The following is a 16,783-nucleotide window of genomic DNA, read 5'->3' as shown; positions in this document are numbered from 1 at the left end:
TGCGGCCCCGGTCACGCGGCCAGCAGCCGCTCCTTGGCCTGCGCCACTTCCATCTCGCGCGGCAGCGTCACCGCGTTCTTCACCGCGAGGATCTCGGCCATCACGCTCACCGCGATCTCCGGCGGCGTCTTGCTGCCGATGTAGATGCCGATGGGCCCGCGCAGGCGCGCGAGCGACTCCTCGGTCTGGTCGAAGTGCTCGATCATGCGGCCGCGCCGGGCATCGGCATTGCGCCGCGAGCCGATGGCGCCGACGTAGAAGGCCTCGCTTTGCAGCGCCTCCAGCAGCGCGAGGTCGTCGAGCTTGGGGTCGTGCGTGAGCGCGACCACGCAGCTGCGGCGGTCGGGTTTGAAGGCAGTCACGGCGTCGTCGGGCATCTCGGTCGTGATCTGCACGCCGGGCAGCGACCAGGCCGTGCGGTACTCGGCGCGCGGGTCGCACAACGTGACTGCGAAGCCGCTGAACTTGGCCATGGTGGCGAGGTATTCGGCGAGCTGGCCGGCGCCGATCAGCAGCATGCGGTACTCGGGGCCGAAGGTGTTGGTCAGCTCGGTGTCGTTCACCGTGAGCTCGTCGGGCGCCTTGGCTTCGGCGAGCCGTACCGCACCGGTGGCGAGCGTCACCGTGCGCTGCATCAGCTTGCCCTGCTCCAGCTGCGCTACCAGCAGTTCGAGCGAGCCGGCGTCGGGCGCGTATTCGAGCAGCAGTTCCAGCGTGCCGCCGCAGGGCAGGCCGAAGCGATGCGCCTCGTCGGCGGTGATGCCGTATTTCACGAGCGAAGGCGGCGCGCCAAGCGGCACGTCTTCCGCCTTGCCGTGGGCATGGCTGTAGCGCGCGATCAGGTCGTCCTCGATGCAGCCACCGGAGACCGAGCCGACCACCGCACCGTCTTCCGCCAGGGCCATGATCGAGCCCACCGGGCGGGGAGACGAGCCCCAGGTACGCACCACCGTCGCCAGCAGCGCGCGCTTGCCGGCACGCCGCCAGTCGCGCAGCGTGCGCAGCACCATGACGTCGAGGTTTTCCATGACGCTGCCGTCCCGCGTTCAGGCCGCGTCGCCGCCGGGAGCGGCGGGCGCGTCCTTGTCGTCCTTCTTGCCGAGGCCGATCTTCTTCATGAGGCCGGACATCATCCCGCTCTTCTCGGCGGGCGCCTCGGCAGCTTCCGCGGCAGGAGCGGGCGGCGGGCCGTAGCGGCTCTGCATCTCGGCCTCGAAGCGCTTGAAGAAGTCGTCGGCCGTGGACTTGGCGGCGCCGTCTATCAGCCGCTGGCCGAGCTGGGCGATCTTGCCGCCGACCTGGGCCTGCACGGTGTAGTCGAGTTCGCAGCCCGTGGGGGCGGCGTCGGGCGGCGTTGCCGAATCGGCCTCGTGCGCGACGGCATCGCCGGCAGGAGCTGCTGCCGCTTCCACGGCAACCGGCTTGAGCGTGACGCTCGACGATCCCTTGGCGAATCCGGCCACGCCGCCCTGCCCTTCGAAGGTGAGCTTGTAGCCGTCGGGCGCCACGATGTCCGACAGCAGCACCTTGCCGTTGAACTTGGCCGAGACCGGACCGATCTTCACGGCCAGCGCGACGCTGTACTGGTTCTCGCCCGTGAGCTCGAACTTGTCGCAGCCGGGAATGCACTTCTTCAGCGTTTCGGGGTCGTTGAGCGCTTCCCAGGCCTGTTGTTGGGTGACGCCTAGGCGGCGGTTTCCGAGCATTTCCATGGTGGGTTTCCTTTATCTTCCTTCCCGTGCGCCGCTAGCGGCCCGACCGCATCAGGGCGGCGAGGCTCGCTGCGAGCTGTTCGAGTGCGCTGAGATTGTGAACCGCCAGCATCGCATCTGCTTGCCGGTGCAGCACGGCGGCCCCACGCGCCAGAGGGGCGTAGCCCTCGAAGCGCAGCAAGGGGTTGAGCCACAGCAGGCGGCGCGAATGGCGCTTGAGCCACAGCAGCTCATGCTCCAGCAGCGAAGGCTCGCCGGTGTCGAGCCCGTCGCTGATCACCAGCACCAGCGTGCGGCGGCCGGTCAGCCGGCGGGCATGCGCGTGGCGCAGCTCTGCCAGCGAGGCGCCGAGCCGGGTGCCGCCCGCGAAATCGTCGATGGCGAGGCTGGCGGCGCCCAGCATCGCGTCGGTGTCGGCCAGCCGGAAGGCCGGCGTCAGGTCGGTCAGCCGGGTGCCGAAAGCGAACACGTCGCGCCGACCCGCCCGGCGTGTAGAGGCATGCAGGAACGCCAGCAGCAGCCGCGCGTAGCGCTCCATCGAGCCCGAGACGTCGACCAGCACCAGCAGCGGCAATGGCTGCTCGCGCCGGGCCAGCCGTGGCAGCCGCATGATCTCGCCGCCGGTGCGCGCTGCCTCGTGCAGCACGCCCGGCCAGTGCATGCGGGCATGCTGCCGGCCCGCCTCGCCGGCCACGCGCAGGCGGCGCGACGGCAGTTCGGGAATGGGCAGGCGGATATCGCGCGCGAGCCGCTCCACCAGCCGGTATTCGGCGGCGCCGAGCGCGTTGAAGTCGGCGTGCTGCAGGCGCTGCCTGTCGCTCGACGTCATGGCGGCATCGAATTCGACTTCGCGATCGGGCTTGGCCGGCTCCACCGGCTTGGCAAACGCGCGCGGTGCGCTGAGGGCCTCGCGCACGCGCGGCCGGCGCTTCGAGGGCTCGGCCTTGCCTTCGGCGCTCGGCAGCATCTGGGCAAGCAGCTTGTTGGCCAGCTCCGGGTCGCGGAACCAGGCGTCGAAGAGTTCGCGGAACACCATGCGGTCCTGCTCGCGGCTGACCATCACCGCCTCCATGGCGGCGCTCAGATCGAGCTTGTCTTCCACGCCCACCAGCGTGGCGGCCTCGTCGGCCAGCGCGATACGCATCGCGTCGGTGCGCACGCCCGCCCGGCGCAGTGCGCGGCCGAAGGCGGCGATGTTGCCCGCGAGCTTGCCGCTGCGGACGTCGCCGAGTTGCTGCACGCCGGTGGTGGCCATCGACCGTTCACGCCTCGGGCTTGAGCAGATCCGACGCCAGCTCCTGCGTCAGCGCGGCCACGTCGTCGCGCTGCTTGAACAGGATGCCGGCGGTGTCGACCACCACCTCGGGGTCGAGCTCCACGGTGTCGAGCGCGATCAGCGCCCTCGCCCATTCGACGCTCTCTGCGATGCCGGGCGCACGCTGGAAGGCGTTGGCGAACGGCGTCTCGCGCAGCCGCGCGACGAAGGCCGCCACCTGGGCCGACAGCTTCTCGCCGGCCTCGGGCACCTGCGCGCGCACTATGGCGAGTTCGCGCTCGCGCTCCGGGTAGTCCAGCCAGTGATAGAGGCAACGGCGCTTCACTGCGTCGTTGAGTTCGCGCGTACGGTTGCTCGTGAGGATGGTGACGGGCGGCGCCACGGCGCGCACCGTGCCCAGCTCGGGAATGCTCACCTGGTACTCCCCCAGGTATTCGAGCAGGAAGGCCTCGAAGGGCTCGTCGGCACGGTCGACCTCGTCGATCAGCAGCACGGCGCCCGGCAGCGGCGTCTGCAGCGCCTGCAGCAGCGGGCGGCGGATCAGGTAGTGCGGCTGGTAGACCTCCGCCTCCACGTCGCGGGCCGCGCCGGTGGCCTCGGCGGCGCGCATGTGCAGCAGCTGCGCCGCGTAGTTCCATTCATAGAGCGCCTCGCGCTGCTCCAGACCGTCGTAGCACTGCAGGCGCAGCAGCTCTCGGCCCAGCGCCGTCGACAGCGCCTTCGCCAGCTCGGTCTTGCCGACGCCGGGCTCGCCTTCGAGCAGCAGCGGGCGCTGCAGCTTCAGCGCGAGGAACACGGCAGTCGCCAGCCGCCGGTCGGCGAAATAGCCGGCCTGCATGAGTCCGGCGGAGAGGGAGTCGATGCTCGGGAAGATCATGGCGAAGCGTAGCGGAAGACGCGAGGCTGTCGCGTCTTCCGGCAAGCGAACAGAACGCCTCCGGGCTTCTTTAGCCCAAGGCCTTGGTGACTGCGCGCTGCGTCAGCACGCTGATCAGGTTCGCGCGGTACGCGGCCGAGGCGTGCAGGTCGCTGTTCAGGTCGCTCGCGTCGATCTTCACGGCGGCGGCGGAAGCGGCGGTGAAGCTCTTGTTCAGCGCATCCTCCAGCCCTGCATGGCGGAACACGCCGTTGCCCGCGCCGGTGATCGCCACGCGAACGCCGCTGTCGTACTGCGCGAGGAACACGCCGACCAGCGGGAAGTTGGACGCCTTCTGGCGCAGCTTCTCGTACACGGCGCGCTTCGGGATGGGGAAGCGGATCGCGGTGATCAGCTCGTCCTCCTCCAGCGCCGTGGTGAAGAGGCCGAGGAAGAAGTCGTCGGCCGCGATCTCTCGCTTGGAGGTGACGATGGTCGCGCCCGAAGCCAGCACCGCGCTGGGGTAGCAGGCGGCCGGGTCGTTGTTGGCCACCGAGCCGCCGATGGTGCCCATGGCTCGCACCTGCCGGTCGCCGATGCGCGAGGCCAGGTCGGCCAGCGCCGGATAGGCGGCCTTCACGTCGGCGTGGTTCGCCACGTCGAGGTGGCGCGACATGGCGCCGATGGTGATGGCATTGCCGTTCTTCGCGATGCCGGTGAGCTCCTTGATGCCGCTCAGGTCCACGAGCTGCTCGGGTGCCGAGAGCCGCAGCTTCATCGAGGCAAGGAGGGTCTGTCCGCCGGCCAGAGGCTTGCCGCCGGCGGCGATGAGCCTGGCGGCGTCGGCCACGGAAGCGGGCCGTTCGAGTGTGAAGGCGTACATGGCGTGGTTCCTTCTTTGTTTTAGTTGATCAGGGTTTGGCGGCTGCGGCCTGCATCGCTTCCCAGACGCGGGCGGGCGATGCGGGCATGTCGAAATCCTTGACGCCCAGCGGCGCCAGCGCATCGAGCACGGCGTTGATCACGGCCGGCGGCGAGCCGATGGCCCCCGCCTCGCCGCAGCCCTTGGTGCCCAGCGGGTTGTGCGTGCACGGGGTGCACACGGTGTCGAGCTTGAACTGCGGGAAGTCGCCGGCGCGCGGCATGGCGTAGTCCATGAAGCTGCCGGTGAGCAACTGGCCGGTTTCCTTGTCGTAGACGCAGTTCTCGAGCAGCGCCTGGCCGATGCCCTGCACCAGCCCGCCGTGCACCTGGCCCTCGACGATCATCGGATTGATGATGGTGCCGAAGTCGTCCACTGCGGTGAAGCGGTCGACGCGGACCTCGCCGGTCTGCCTGTCGACCTCGACCTCGCAGATGTAGGTGCCGCCCGGGAAGGTGAAGTTGGTCGGGTCGTAGAAGGCGGTCTCGTTCAGGCCGGGCTCCAGCTTGTCGAGCGGGTAGTTGTGCGGCACGTAGGCCGTGAGCGCCACCTGGCCGAACGGGATCTTCTTGTCGGTGCCCTTGACCGTGAACTCACCGTTGGCGAACTCGACGTCGGCGTCGCTCGCCTCCATCAGGTGCGCGGCGATTTTCTTCGCCTTGGTCTCGATCTTGTCCAGCGCCTTCATGATGGCCGCGCCGCCCACCGAGATGGAGCGCGAACCGTAGGTGCCCATTCCGAAGGGCACGCGGCCGGTGTCGCCATGCACCACGTCGACGTTCTCGACCGGAATGCCCAGTCGCGCCGCCACGACCTGCGCGAAGGTGGTCTCGTGGCCCTGGCCGTGGCTGTGCGAGCCGGTGAACACCGTCACGCTGCCGGTCGGGTGCACGCGGATCTCGCCGCACTCGAACAGGCCCGCGCGCGCGCCGAGGGCGCCCGCGATGTTCGAAGGCGCGATGCCGCAGGCCTCGATGTAGCTCGAATAGCCGATGCCGCGCAGCTTGCCCTTGGCTTCGCTCGCCGTCTTGCGCGCCGCGTAGCCGTCGACTTCGGCGAGCACCCGGGCCTTGTCCATGCAGGCATGGAAGTCGCCGGTGTCGTACTGCAGCGCCACCGGCGTCTGGTAGGGGAAGGCGGTGATGAAGTTGCGCTTGCGGATCTCGTCCTGCCCCAGGTTCATTTCCCAGGCGCAGCGCGACACCAGGCGTTCCAGCAGGTAGGTGGCCTCGGGCCGTCCTGCCCCGCGGTAGGCATCGACCGGCGCGGTGTTGGTGAACCAGGCATCCACCTCGACGTAGATCTGCGGCGTGGTGTACTGGCCCGCCAGCAGCGTGGCGTAGAGGATGGTGGGCACCGCGGTCGAGAAGGTCGACAGGTAGGCGCCCAGGTTGGCGTCGGTGTGCACGCGCAGCGCGAGGAACTTGCCGTCCTTGTCCATCGCCATCTCGGCGTGGCTCACGTGGTCGCGGCCGTGCGCGTCCGACAGGAAGCACTCCGAGCGCTCGGCCGTCCACTTGATGTTGCGGTTGAGCTGCCGGGCGGCCCAGGTCAGGCACACGTCTTCCGCATACAGGAAGATCTTGGAGCCGAAGCCGCCGCCCACGTCGGGCGCGATCACGCGCACCTTGTGCTCGGGCAGGCCCAGCACGAAGGCCGTCATCAGCAGGCGCTCGACGTGCGGGTTCTGGTTGGACACGTAGAGCGTGTAGTCGTCGCTCGCCCGGCTGTAGCTGCCGATGGCAACGCGCGGCTCGATGGGGTTGGGCACCAGCCGGTTGTTGACCAGGTCGAGCTTCGTCACATGCGCGGCGCTCGCGAACACCGCGTCGACCGCCGCCTTGTCGCCCAGCGCCCACTTGTAGCACTGGTTGTCGGGCGCCTCGTCGTGCAGGGTGACGCCGCCGGCCTTCTTCGCCGCGTCGGCCACGCTCACGAGCGCGGGGAGCACGTCGTAGTCGACCACCACCGCCTCGGCCGCGTTCTTCGCCTGCTCGACGGTCTCGGCCACCACCATGGCCACGTGGTCGCCGACGTAGCGCACCTTGTTGATCGCCAGGATCGGGTGCATCGGCTCCTTCATGGGGGTGCCGTCGGGGTTGTTGATGAGCCAGCCGCAGGGCAGCCCGCCCATCTTGCCCTCGATGTCCTTGCCGCTGAAGATGCCGATCACGCCGGGCATCTTCAGCGCCTGGGCGGTGTCGATCGATTTGATGGCAGCGTGGGCGTGCGGCGAGCGCACGAAGACCGCATGGCTCTGGTTGGCCAGCGTGATGTCGTCGGTGTAATTGCCGGCGCCGGTCAGGAAGCGATAGTCTTCCTTGCGCCGTAGAGCTTCGCCGATGTGCGGCAGGTTCGAGAAGTCGGAAGCACCCATGATGTCGCTCCCTTCATGCCGTGACGGTTGCCTTGACGGGAGTGCCCGAGGCCATCGCCTCGCCGCCCATCTTCACTGCCTTCACGATGTTCTGGTAGCCCGTGCAGCGGCACAGGTTGCCGTCGAGCAGCTCGCGGATCTCCGACTCGCTCGACTTGGGGTGGTGGGTGCACAGGTCGATGGCGCTCATGACCATGCCGGGCGTGCAGAAGCCGCACTGCAGGCCGTGGCACTCCTTGAAGGCCGCCTGCATGGGGTGCATGGTGCCGTCCGCCTCCGCAATGCCCTCGATGGTGGTGACTTCGGCGCCGGCCGCCTGGGCCACCAGCACGTTGCAGGACTTGACGGCCCGGCCGTTCACGTGGACGGTGCAGGCGCCGCACTGGGCGGTGTCGCAGCCGACGTGGGTTCCGGTGAGATGGAGGTGCTCGCGCAGAGCATGGACCAGGAAGGTGTTGGGAGGAGCGTCGACCGTGACCTGGCGGCCGTTGACCTTGAAAGCGACCTGCATTTGGCTGTCTCCGTAAAAGGTGATGGCTTGTTTGAGCGAAAGCATCTTGGATGCCGACCTTTCGCACTATCCTAGGCAAAACCCTTGACACTTGCACAGACCGCGCGAAATTCTCAAAATGAAACAGCTTGCCATCCGGCAGGCCGGGAAAAGCCTGCATACATGCGCGAAAAACCACGATGTCTGTATCAATCGTTTCGCAGCCTCCTGAGCGTTCCCTGGCCATTGCCCAAGCCCGCCGCGAACTGATCGAAGGCGAATCGCCCGCCCGTGCTCGCGGCGGCGCCTGCATCGATTCGTGGATCACCCGCTCCTGGCAGCGCTGCATCGAGGCTGGTCACAGTCCGCGGCAGCGCGTCAGTTTCGATCCGGTGAGCCGATCGGCCAGCATCGACGTCGCCGAGCGCAACCGGGCGCTGGTCTCCGCGGCCCGCCCGATCATCGACCAGCTCTCGCGCGCCATCGCCGACACCCGCTATTTCGCCGTGCTGACCGACGCCGACGGCATCGTGGTCGACGTGGGCAGGCTACCCGACGGTACCGACGCCGCCACCCGCTATGCGCGAGACCTCGCGCGCATCGGCGTCGACCTGTCGGAACGCGCCATCGGCACCAGCGCCATCGGTACCGCGCTGGCCGAGCAGGAATCGGTCTGGCTGCATCGCGGCGAGCATTTCTTCGACGACACCAGCGTCTACAGCTGCGCCGGAGCGCCGCTCTTCGGTCCCCGGGGCGACTGCATCGGCATGCTCGACCTGACCGGCGTGCAGGTGGTCGAGCGGCCCGAGCTTCGCCACCTGGCGACCCTTTCCGCGCGCAGCATCGAGAACATGCTGGTGAAGCGCGAGCCCTGCGAGCTGCTGCTGCGCCTGGCCTGGCCGGGCAACGCGGGCAGCGAAGCCACCGAGGGCCTGCTGTGCATCGACGCCGTGGGCAACGTGACGGGCGCCAACGCGGCGGCGAGGCAGATGCTGCACCAGCCGCTGCCGCGCAGCGAGCATGCGCTGAACTTCAACGACCTGTTCGCGCTGCCGCTTCACATGATGTTCGACGCGGCCCGCCGCGGCGACGCCGTGCTCGAGGTGCCGCTCTGGTCGGGCCTGCGGGTGCAGGTTCGGCCCCAGCGCGGCGGCAGCGGCGCCACGGCGCCCGCAAACGTTTCCGACAACCGGCCGCGGCTGCGCGACGTGGAAACGGCGCTGATCCGCAAGGCGGTGGCCGACGCGCGCGGCAACGTGGCCGAGGCCGCGCGGGCGCTGGGCATCAGCCGGGCGACGGTCTACCGCAAGCTGTGGCGCGGACGGGCCGCCGGCGCGCCGGACTGAAACGCCGGCTGGCTGTTCAGCCTTCGTTCAGCCTTCGGCATTCAGGCGCCGACCGGCACCTTGTCGAGGAAGCCAGTCACCGAACGCAGCTTGCCTGCATCGACCCGCGCGAAGTCGGTGCCCTGGATGAGATCTTCCGCGCCGCTGGGCCCCAGCGTCCACGAGAAGCGCAGGTGGTCGCCGTGCGAATCGGCCTTGCCCAGCAGGTTGAAGCGGAAGCCCGGATAGCGCTGGTGCACCGCGCCGACGAGAGCGCTGATCTGCTCGTGCCCGCTGGCCTGCGCCATCGGGTCGGCGTAGTGCGCGTCGGCGGTCCAGCCGGCTTCGATGAGTGCGGCGCGGCGCGCGGCATCGGTCTCGTTCCAGACGGCGATGTAGCGTTGGGCGATCGTGGTGGCGTCGTGTGCGGCGGCGTTCATGGTGACGATTCCTTTGGTGGGTTCCGACCCGCAACATCGCGGGGTGAAGGAATGGTCGCGTCGCACGCGATTTGCGTCGATGACGTCGCAGGTCATGGAACAGGGGCAGCAGCCCCCGCCAGTCAGAGTGCGTCGAGCGGAAAGACCGGCCGGCTCACCTTGCTGAACGGAAAGAGGCTGTAGTCCGAACTGGTGACACCGGGGCTGTCGCACTCCACCAGCGCGGCCGACAGCGGTTCGAACACGGGCCGGCAGTACATGCGCGACTTGAGCAGCAGAAAGCGCTCCTTGCGCGGATCGAGCCCCGCGCATTCGAAGACGCCGATGTCCCACGGCTCCTGCGTGCGCTCGGTCACCACGATGCGCGCCGCGCCGATGTCGAAGAGCACCGTGCGCCCCATGCTGCTGCGCTGGCCGGTGTAGGTGGGGCCTGTGATCACGTACTCGCCGTCGGAGATGGCGCGCACCGTGCCCGTCAGGCGCACCGGCGTCTTCTCGAGGCCGATGCCCGCGAGCGAGACCTTGTTGCCCAGCGCCACCGTCGCCTGCGCACCCTCGCCCGCCGCGATGAGCTGCGCCACGGCCTCGGGATCGCACAGCGGCCCCACGCCGATGCCGTGCAGGCCCTGCGCGAGCGCCTCCTGCAGCACGTCCATGGTGTCGCAGCTTCCGCCCGACATGCAGTTGTCGCCATGGTCGAGCAGCAGCACCGGGCGCGTCGCGCCCTCGGCAATCAGCTTCGCGCGCGTGACCGACTCCGCCAGCGGCTCGCTGCGATAGACGAAGGCTTCGCGCTCCGCCCACATCTGCGCCGCGATGCGGTCTGCCGTGGCCTGCGCTCGCTCGGGCGAATGCGCATCGACGACGATCACGCTCATGCACGGTGCCTCGATGTCCGACAGCGAGAAGCCGGCCAGGATCGACACCGCCAGCGACTCGGCCTTCTCGGCCTCGCACGCCGTCTCGATGGCGCGCTTCATCGCGCCGGTGAAGGAGGCGCTGCGCAGCGTGTGCGCCATCAACGGCAGCCGGTGCCAGCGCATCGCCGGCCTGCTGCGGCCGGCGAGCAGGTCGAGCAGCAGGCGGCCGGCGTGCTCGCCGGTCTCGTACATGTCGACGTGCGGATAGGTCTTGAAGCCGACGATCACGTCGGCGTTCTCCACCATCGCCGGCGTGACGTTGGCATGCAGGTCGAGCGCCACGCCGATCGGCACGCCCGGCGCGGCCGCGCGCAGGCGCACCAACAGGTCGCCTTCGCCGTCCACGCTGTTCTGCGCCACCATCGCGCCGTGCAGGTCGAGCAGGATGGCGTCGCAGCCCGGGGCCGCGTCGACGATGCATTGCGTCAGCACCGTGTACGCCTGCGCATCGACCGGCCCGCTCGGATTGGCCGAGGCCGACACCGGCGTGACGACCTCGGCGCCCGCCGCCTCGGCCAGGTCGATGAAGGCCGACATCGCGGTGCGCATGCCCTTGTTGTCGCGGTAGGCCTGCTCGCCGAAGGTCGGGCCGTCGGGGCCGAAGGCCGCGAGCGGCGTGGGCACCGGCGAGAAGGTGTTGGTTTCGTGGTTGAGACGTGCGATCAGTACTTTCATTGCGCAAACTTTCCACCGCTGGCCAGCATGGTGATGTCGCCGAAGCTGGAGCCGTTGCGGTTGTCGGGCCTGAAGGCGAGCGTGTATCCGCCCAGCTCCACGGGAGGCGAAGTCTCGATGCTGCGGCGAAGCGACTCGGTGGTCACCGGCCCCTTCACGCGCTGCAGCGCTTCGGCGAATGCCTTGGCCGTGATGTAGCCCTCCAGGCCCAGGTAGGAGCCCTCGCCCTCGCTGCCCGCAGCCTTGCGCGCGCGCTGGTACTCGTCGACGATGGGAAAGCGCGTCTTCCAGAACGGCGGCATCACCTGCGACAGCACGATGCCGCGGCTCTTGTCGCCCAGCTCCTTGTAGAGCAGGAAGGAGCTGGCCACCGAGTTCGTGTAGATCTGCGGATGCACCGGCGCCGCGACCAGCGCGCGGATGACGTTGATCGCCGGCATGCCCGCCGCGATGACGTACGCCGCCTGCGCACCGCTGGCAATCACCTTCTGCGCGACGCTCGCAAGCTCCTTCTCCTGCGGATCGAAGCGCAGCGACAGCACCGGGGACAGGCCGTTCTTCTGCAGCGCCTCCAGCGCGTCCTTCTCGATGCCCTTGCCGTAGGCGTCGTCGCTCGACACGATGGCGATGCGAACCACGCCCACGGTCTTCAGGTGATTCATCACGCGGTGCACCTCGTCGGCGTACGACTCGCGCACGTGGTAGATCGGCACCTTCGGCCCGCGCAGCACGGCCGCGCCGGTCAGTCCGCCGAAGATGAAACTGTCGTACTTCGCCGCGACCGGCACCATGGCCGCGCCGATGCCCGTACCCATGGTGCCGAAGAGGCAGACCACGCGGTCGGTGCCGAGCAGCTTCTCGGCGTTGGCCGCGGCCTTGTCCGGCGCATAGGCGTCGTCGTAGGTGATCAGCTTGACGGGCCGCCCGCCGATGCCGCCCGCCTTGTTCAGCTGGTCGAACACCAGTTTCTGGCCTTCCATGAACGCAAGGCTGTTGGGCGCCAGCGGGCCGGTCAGCACCGCGGACTGGCCGACAAGAATGGGCTCGGCGGCCGGTGCCGCCGCGGCCCAGGCCAGGCTGAACGCCGCCAGGGCGAAGCGCCAGCCCTTCACGATGCCACCCCCGCGCTTTGCAGCATCGCCTGCAGCAGCACGTTGCAGCCGGCCTCCAGGTGATCGGGCTGCGCGTCCTCGATCTCGTTGTGGCTGATGCCGTCGAGGCAGGGCACGAAGATCATGGCCGCGGGGCACACGCGAGCGAGATACACCGCGTCGTGGCCCGCGCCGCTGATCACGTTCATCCAGCTCATGCCCTGCGCCTGCGCGGCATCACGCACGGCAGACACCAGCTTGGGCGTGAAGGGCTGCGGCGGGAAGTACACCACCTGCTCCACCGACATCTCGACCTTGGCTTTGGCCGAGATGCGCTGCACGGTCTCCTTCAGCGCAGCGTCCAGCGCCGACAGCACCGTGTCGTCGGCCGCGCGCAGGTCGACGCTGAGCTTCACGCGGCCCGGGATCACGTTGCGCGAGTTGGGATAGTTGTCGATCCAGCCGACCGTGCCGCGCGCATGCGGCGCATGGGCCAGCGCGATGCGGTTGACCTCGATCACGAGTTCGGAGGCAGCCAGCAGCGCGTCCTTGCGCAGTTCCATCGGCGTGGGCCCGGCATGGGCCTCCATGCCCTGCACCACCACGTCGTACCAGCGCTGGCCCAGCGCACCCTCGACCACGCCGATCACGCGCTCGTTGGCTTCGAGCACAGGGCCCTGCTCGATGTGCGCCTCGAAGTACGCGCCCACGGGCGACGCTGCCGCCGAGACGGGTGCGCTGCCGGCATAGCCGATGGCAGCCAGCGCCTCGGACACGCTGATGCCGTCGTTGTCGCACTGCGCCAGCGCATGCTCCAGCGTGAAGGCGCCGGCGAACACGCCCGAGCCCATCATCACCGGCACGAAGCGCGAGCCCTCCTCGTTGGTCCACACCGCCACTTCGAGCGGCGCCTCGGTCTGCACCCCGGCGTCGTTCAGGGTGCGGATCACCTCCAGCCCGGCGAGCACGCCGTAGTTGCCGTCGAACTTGCCGCCCGTGGGCTGGGTGTCGATGTGGCTGCCGGTGGCGACCGGCGGCAGCGCGTTGTTGCGGCCGGCACGGCGCGCAAAGATGTTGCCGATGGCGTCCACGCGCACCTCGCAGCCGGCCTCGCGCACCCAGCGCACGAACAGGTCGCGGCCCTGGCGGTCGAGGTCGGTCAGCGCGATGCGGCAGACGCCGCCTTTCTCGGTGGCGCCGAGCTTCGCCAGCTCCATCAGCGAGTTCCAGAGCCGCTGGCCATCGATGCGGAGTTCGGTATGTGATGTCATGGTTTTGCGAGTGAGATGAGAAGTGCGGGAAGCCTCAAGCAAGGCCCACGCCCAGATAGCGGTCTTTCACTTCATGGTCGGCCATGAAGGCTTCGTTGCCGGCCTCGTGCACGATCACGCCCTGCTCCACGATGTAGTGGCGGTCGGCCAGCTGCACGCAGACTTCGAGGTTCTGCTCGACCAGCAAAATCGCCACCCCGGCGGCCTTGATGGTCTTGAGCTGCGCGACGATCTCTTCCACGATCACCGGCGCGAGGCCCTCCACCGGCTCGTCGAGGATCAGCAGGCGCGGATGGTTCATCAGCGCCCGGCCGATGGCCAGCATCTGCTGCTCGCCGCCCGAGAGCTGCCCGCCGCCGTTGCGCCGGCGCTCCTTCAGGCGCGGGAAGATGCGGTAGATGTCGTCCAGCTGCCAGGGCGACTGGCGCCGCAGGCCGAGCAGCAGGTTCTCTTCCACCGTCAGCAGCTTGAAGATGCCGCGGTGCTCGGGCACCAGGCACACGCCGCGCGTTGCGATACGGTGCGCCGGCATGCCCGCGATGTCCGCCCCCTGGAAGCGCACGCGCCCGCTGGTGGGCGTGACCGCGCCCGCGATGCTCTTGAGCGTGGTCGACTTGCCCGCGCCGTTGCGCCCGAGCAGCGTGACCAGCTCGGCCTCGCCCACGGTCATCGACACGCCCTGCAGCACGTGGCTCTTGCCGTAGTGGGCGTGCAGCTTCTCGACTTCGAGGATGTTGTTGCGGGCGCCGCTCATGCCTTGCCTCCGGTGATCATGTTGCCCAGGTAGGCGGTGCGCACGCGCGCATCGGAACGAATGTCGCCCGGCAGCCCCTCGGCCAGCACGCGGCCCAGCTGCATCACGGTGACGGTGTCGGAGATGTCCATCACGATGTTCATGTTGTGCTCGATGAGGACCACGGTGTGCGCGTCGCGCAGGCCGCGGATCAGCTGCTTCATGTCGTCGAGGTCGTCGATGCCCATGCCCGATGTCGGCTCATCGAGGAAAATCGCCTTCGGCCTCGCCGCAAGCGCCATACCCACTTCGAGCCGGCGCTGCTGGCCGTGCGAGAGCTCGGCGGCCGGCGTGTTCGCCAGCCGCTCCAGCCCGATGCGCTGCAGCACCTCGTCGACGATTTGCGTGCAGGCCAGTTCGCCGACCGGCGCGCGCCAGCAGTTCATGGCCTGCCGCGGCGAAACGCCCTGCGCCGCCACGCGCAGGTTCTCGCGCACCGCGAGGCTCGCGAACAGCGCCGTGACCTGGAAGGAGCGCGCCATGCCGCGCTGCACGCGCTTGTGGTCGGGCTCACGCGTGACGTCGTGGCCGTCGAACAGGATGCGCCCGCCGGTGGTCGTGCCTGTGCCGGTAAGCATGTGGAACAGCGTGGTCTTGCCCGCGCCGTTGGGGCCAATCACCGAGTGCACCGTGTTGCGCCGGATCTTCAGGTCGACCCCGCCGAGCGCCGCGAACTTGCCGTAGTGCTTGGTGACGCCGACGGCTTCAATGAGAACGTCGCTCATGCTTTTTCTCCTTGCGCGGCAGGCGAGACAGCTTCGGACGGAACCGTCGGTGCCTTTCGGAAGATGCGCTTCCACGCGCTCTCGCCCAGCCCCCAGAGCCCGCGCTGCATGCCGATGCTCACGCCGATCAGCAGGAGCCCGAGCAGCAGCAGCCAGCGCGGCCACAGCGTGGAGAGCCAGTCGGCCAGCAGCACGTAGAACGCCGAGCCCAGCACCGAGGCGAACAGGTTGCCGGTGCCGCCGATCACGGTGATGACCAGGATCATCTCGCTCGTGTGGTACTCGGCGTTCGACAGCGGCGCAATGCCGGTCATCATGGCGTGCAGCCCGCCCGCGAGGCCGGTGACGGCGCCCGAGATCACGAAGGCCAGCAGCTTGAAGCGCTTGAGGTCGTAGCCGACGGCGGCGGCGCGGTCCTCGTTGTCGCGGATGGCCAGCAGCGTGCGGCCGAAGACCGAATCGGTCACGCGCAGCAGCAGGCCGAAGGCGACCAGGAACACCACGGCCACGAAGGCGTAGTACTTCCAGGGCGTGTCCATGAAGCCGGGGCGCGGCACGTCGAGCAGGCCGTTGTCGCCGCCGGTGAGGCCGGTGGCGGTGTAGGCGATGAAATAGAACATCTGCGCGAAGGCCAGCGTGAGCATCACGAAGTAGGTGCCGCGCTGGCGGATGGCCACCCAGCCCACCACCGCCGCGCCCAGCGCGCCCATCGCCACGGCGGCGAGCAGCGCGAGCGGCATCGGCAGGCTCAGCCGCGTGAGCAGGATGGCGATGGTGTAGCTGCCCAGCCCGAAGAAGATGCCCTGCCCGAAGGACAGCAGCCCCGTGTAGCCCAGCAGCAGGTTGCAGCCCAGCGCGGCCAGCGCGTAGATCAGCACCTCGCTCGCGAGCGAACCCGAGCTCAGCACCAGCGGCAGGCCCAGCACCGCGATCAGCGCCAGGAAGAAAGTGATTTTTCTCGGCATGGCGTGTCCGTTCATGCTTTGCGGCCCAGGAGGCCATGCGGGCGCAGCAGCAGCACGGCCGCCATCGCGATGTAGACCATCAGGCTCGCACCCGGCGGCCAGATGGTGCTCATGAGGCTCTGCACGATGCCGATGAGCAGGCCGCCCACGAGCGCGCCGCCGAAGCTGCCGAGCCCGCCGATCACCACGACAACAAAGGCCACGGCCAGCGCCTCCACGCCCATGAAGGGCTCGGCGCCGCCGGATGGGCGCGGCCAGCACGCCCGCCAGCGCCGCCGTGGCCGCGCCGAGCGCGAACACCAGGCTGAACACGCGGAACACGTTGATGCCGAGCAGCGACACCATCTCCGTCGATTCGCTGCCCGCGCGTACCGCGCTGCCCAGGCGCGTGCCCTCGAGCACCCACCACAGCAGCACCGCGAGCACTGCCGTGAAGCCGATCACGAAGAGCCGGTACTTCGGATAGACGAACGAACCCCACATGACCACGCCCTGCAGCAGGTCGGGCGTGGCGACGCTGTTGCCCAGCGGGCCCCAGAACACGATCACCATCTCCTGCACCACGAGCGCGAGGCCCACCGTGACGAGGATGTGGAATTCATGCGCCTTGGCATACACGCGGCGCAGCAGCAGCTTTTCGGCCAGCCAGCCCAGCGCGCCCACGAAGAGCGGCACCAGCAGCAGCGCCAGCCAGAAGTTCATGCCCCATTGAAGGGCCTGGAAGCAGAGGTAGGCGCCCAGCAGGTAGAAGGCCCCGTGCGCGAAGTTCACGAAGCGCAGCAGGCCGAACACGATGGACAGGCCGACCGCCAGCAGGAAATACAGCATGCCGATGCCGATTCCGTTGATGGTCTGTAGCAGGTAGACGGACATAGGTGTAGGTAATGGCAGACGCTCGGGCACGCTCCCTTTCGGGAACACCGCCGGAACCGGCTTCGCCGGGCC

General features: G+C 68.8%; 15 protein-coding genes and 1 pseudogene. 1 reads left to right on the top strand and 15 read right to left on the bottom strand.

The features are described 5' to 3' along the window. Positions 1 to 11 precede the first annotated feature (11 nt). The 7 genes from ACHMXA_RS12425 to ACHMXA_RS12395 all read right to left on the bottom strand — a co-directional run bounded on the left by ACHMXA_RS12425 (position 12) and on the right by ACHMXA_RS12395 (position 7,654). Complete coding sequence (locus ACHMXA_RS12425) at positions 12 to 1,028, bottom strand: XdhC family protein (RefSeq protein ID WP_176664660.1); 1,017 nt, start codon at positions 1,026 to 1,028, stop codon at positions 12 to 14. 18 nt (positions 1,029 to 1,046) lie between these two features. Beyond that, on the bottom strand, positions 1,047 to 1,712 hold the full coding sequence (locus tag ACHMXA_RS12420) for a CoxG family protein (protein WP_176664659.1): 666 nt from the start codon (positions 1,710 to 1,712) through the stop codon (positions 1,047 to 1,049). Between the two features lie 34 nt (positions 1,713 to 1,746). After that, positions 1,747 to 2,967 carry a VWA domain-containing protein gene (locus tag ACHMXA_RS12415; RefSeq protein WP_176664658.1) on the bottom strand — a complete coding sequence of 407 codons (1,221 nt, stop codon included), beginning with the start codon at positions 2,965 to 2,967 and terminating at the stop codon, positions 1,747 to 1,749. A gap of 7 nt (positions 2,968 to 2,974) precedes the next feature. Beyond that, a complete protein-coding gene (locus ACHMXA_RS12410; RefSeq protein ID WP_176664657.1) occupies positions 2,975 to 3,865 on the bottom strand; it encodes a MoxR family ATPase in 891 nt (296 codons plus the stop codon). Positions 3,866 to 3,935: 70 nt separating this feature from the next. Next, entirely contained in the window at positions 3,936 to 4,727 is a 792-nt protein-coding gene (locus ACHMXA_RS12405) for an FAD binding domain-containing protein (RefSeq protein ID WP_395320806.1), read from the bottom strand. Positions 4,728 to 4,755: 28 nt separating this feature from the next. Then, the gene (locus ACHMXA_RS12400) at positions 4,756 to 7,143 is read right to left on the bottom strand and encodes a xanthine dehydrogenase family protein molybdopterin-binding subunit (RefSeq protein WP_395320804.1); all 2,388 of its coding nucleotides are present in this window, start codon (positions 7,141 to 7,143) and stop codon (positions 4,756 to 4,758) included. A gap of 13 nt (positions 7,144 to 7,156) precedes the next feature. Continuing rightward, positions 7,157 to 7,654: a (2Fe-2S)-binding protein gene (locus tag ACHMXA_RS12395; protein ID WP_176664654.1), complete on the bottom strand. Its 498-nt coding sequence runs from the start codon at positions 7,652 to 7,654 to the stop codon at positions 7,157 to 7,159. Positions 7,655 to 7,833: 179 nt separating this feature from the next. Between ACHMXA_RS12395 and ACHMXA_RS12390 the strand changes: the two genes are divergently transcribed. Then, positions 7,834 to 8,979, top strand: a complete 1,146-nt coding sequence (locus ACHMXA_RS12390; protein ID WP_176664653.1) for a helix-turn-helix domain-containing protein — start codon at positions 7,834 to 7,836, stop codon at positions 8,977 to 8,979. A gap of 41 nt (positions 8,980 to 9,020) precedes the next feature. Here the strand turns inward: ACHMXA_RS12390 and ACHMXA_RS12385 are convergent, their stop codons facing one another. The 8 genes and pseudogenes from ACHMXA_RS12385 to ACHMXA_RS12350 all read right to left on the bottom strand — a co-directional run bounded on the left by ACHMXA_RS12385 (position 9,021) and on the right by ACHMXA_RS12350 (position 16,711). Then, a complete protein-coding gene (locus ACHMXA_RS12385) occupies positions 9,021 to 9,398 on the bottom strand; it encodes a nuclear transport factor 2 family protein (RefSeq protein WP_176664652.1) in 378 nt (125 codons plus the stop codon). Between the two features lie 122 nt (positions 9,399 to 9,520). Beyond that, positions 9,521 to 10,993 carry a M81 family metallopeptidase gene (locus tag ACHMXA_RS12380; RefSeq protein WP_176664651.1) on the bottom strand — a complete coding sequence of 491 codons (1,473 nt, stop codon included), beginning with the start codon at positions 10,991 to 10,993 and terminating at the stop codon, positions 9,521 to 9,523. Beyond that, on the bottom strand, positions 10,990 to 12,105 hold the full coding sequence (locus tag ACHMXA_RS12375; protein ID WP_176664650.1) for an ABC transporter substrate-binding protein: 1,116 nt from the start codon (positions 12,103 to 12,105) through the stop codon (positions 10,990 to 10,992). The genes ACHMXA_RS12380 and ACHMXA_RS12375 overlap by 4 nt, the downstream gene beginning before the upstream one ends. Next, a complete protein-coding gene (locus tag ACHMXA_RS12370) occupies positions 12,102 to 13,355 on the bottom strand; it encodes a Zn-dependent hydrolase (RefSeq protein WP_176664649.1) in 1,254 nt (417 codons plus the stop codon). Before ACHMXA_RS12370 ends, ACHMXA_RS12375 begins: the two co-directional genes overlap by 4 nt. A gap of 34 nt (positions 13,356 to 13,389) precedes the next feature. Further along, positions 13,390 to 14,109 carry an ABC transporter ATP-binding protein gene (locus ACHMXA_RS12365; RefSeq protein WP_176664648.1) on the bottom strand — a complete coding sequence of 240 codons (720 nt, stop codon included), beginning with the start codon at positions 14,107 to 14,109 and terminating at the stop codon, positions 13,390 to 13,392. Next, positions 14,106 to 14,873, bottom strand: coding sequence for an ABC transporter ATP-binding protein (locus tag ACHMXA_RS12360; protein WP_395320800.1), 768 nt, complete (start codon positions 14,871 to 14,873; stop codon positions 14,106 to 14,108). The genes ACHMXA_RS12365 and ACHMXA_RS12360 overlap by 4 nt, the downstream gene beginning before the upstream one ends. Beyond that, positions 14,870 to 15,838 (bottom strand): branched-chain amino acid ABC transporter permease, encoded by a 969-nt coding sequence (locus tag ACHMXA_RS12355; protein ID WP_395320798.1) that lies wholly within the window; start codon positions 15,836 to 15,838, stop codon positions 14,870 to 14,872. The genes ACHMXA_RS12360 and ACHMXA_RS12355 overlap by 4 nt, the downstream gene beginning before the upstream one ends. Before the next feature lie 11 nt (positions 15,839 to 15,849). Then, positions 15,850 to 16,711 (bottom strand): annotated as a pseudogene (locus tag ACHMXA_RS12350) (branched-chain amino acid ABC transporter permease). Positions 16,712 to 16,783 lie beyond the last annotated feature (72 nt).

It is taken from the genome of Variovorax sp. UC74_104, from assembly GCF_044055375.1.
Classification (GTDB): domain Bacteria; phylum Pseudomonadota; class Gammaproteobacteria; order Burkholderiales; family Burkholderiaceae_C; genus Variovorax.
Note: the sequence above shows the minus strand (reverse complement) of the source record. Positions and strands in the feature narration are given on the sequence as shown.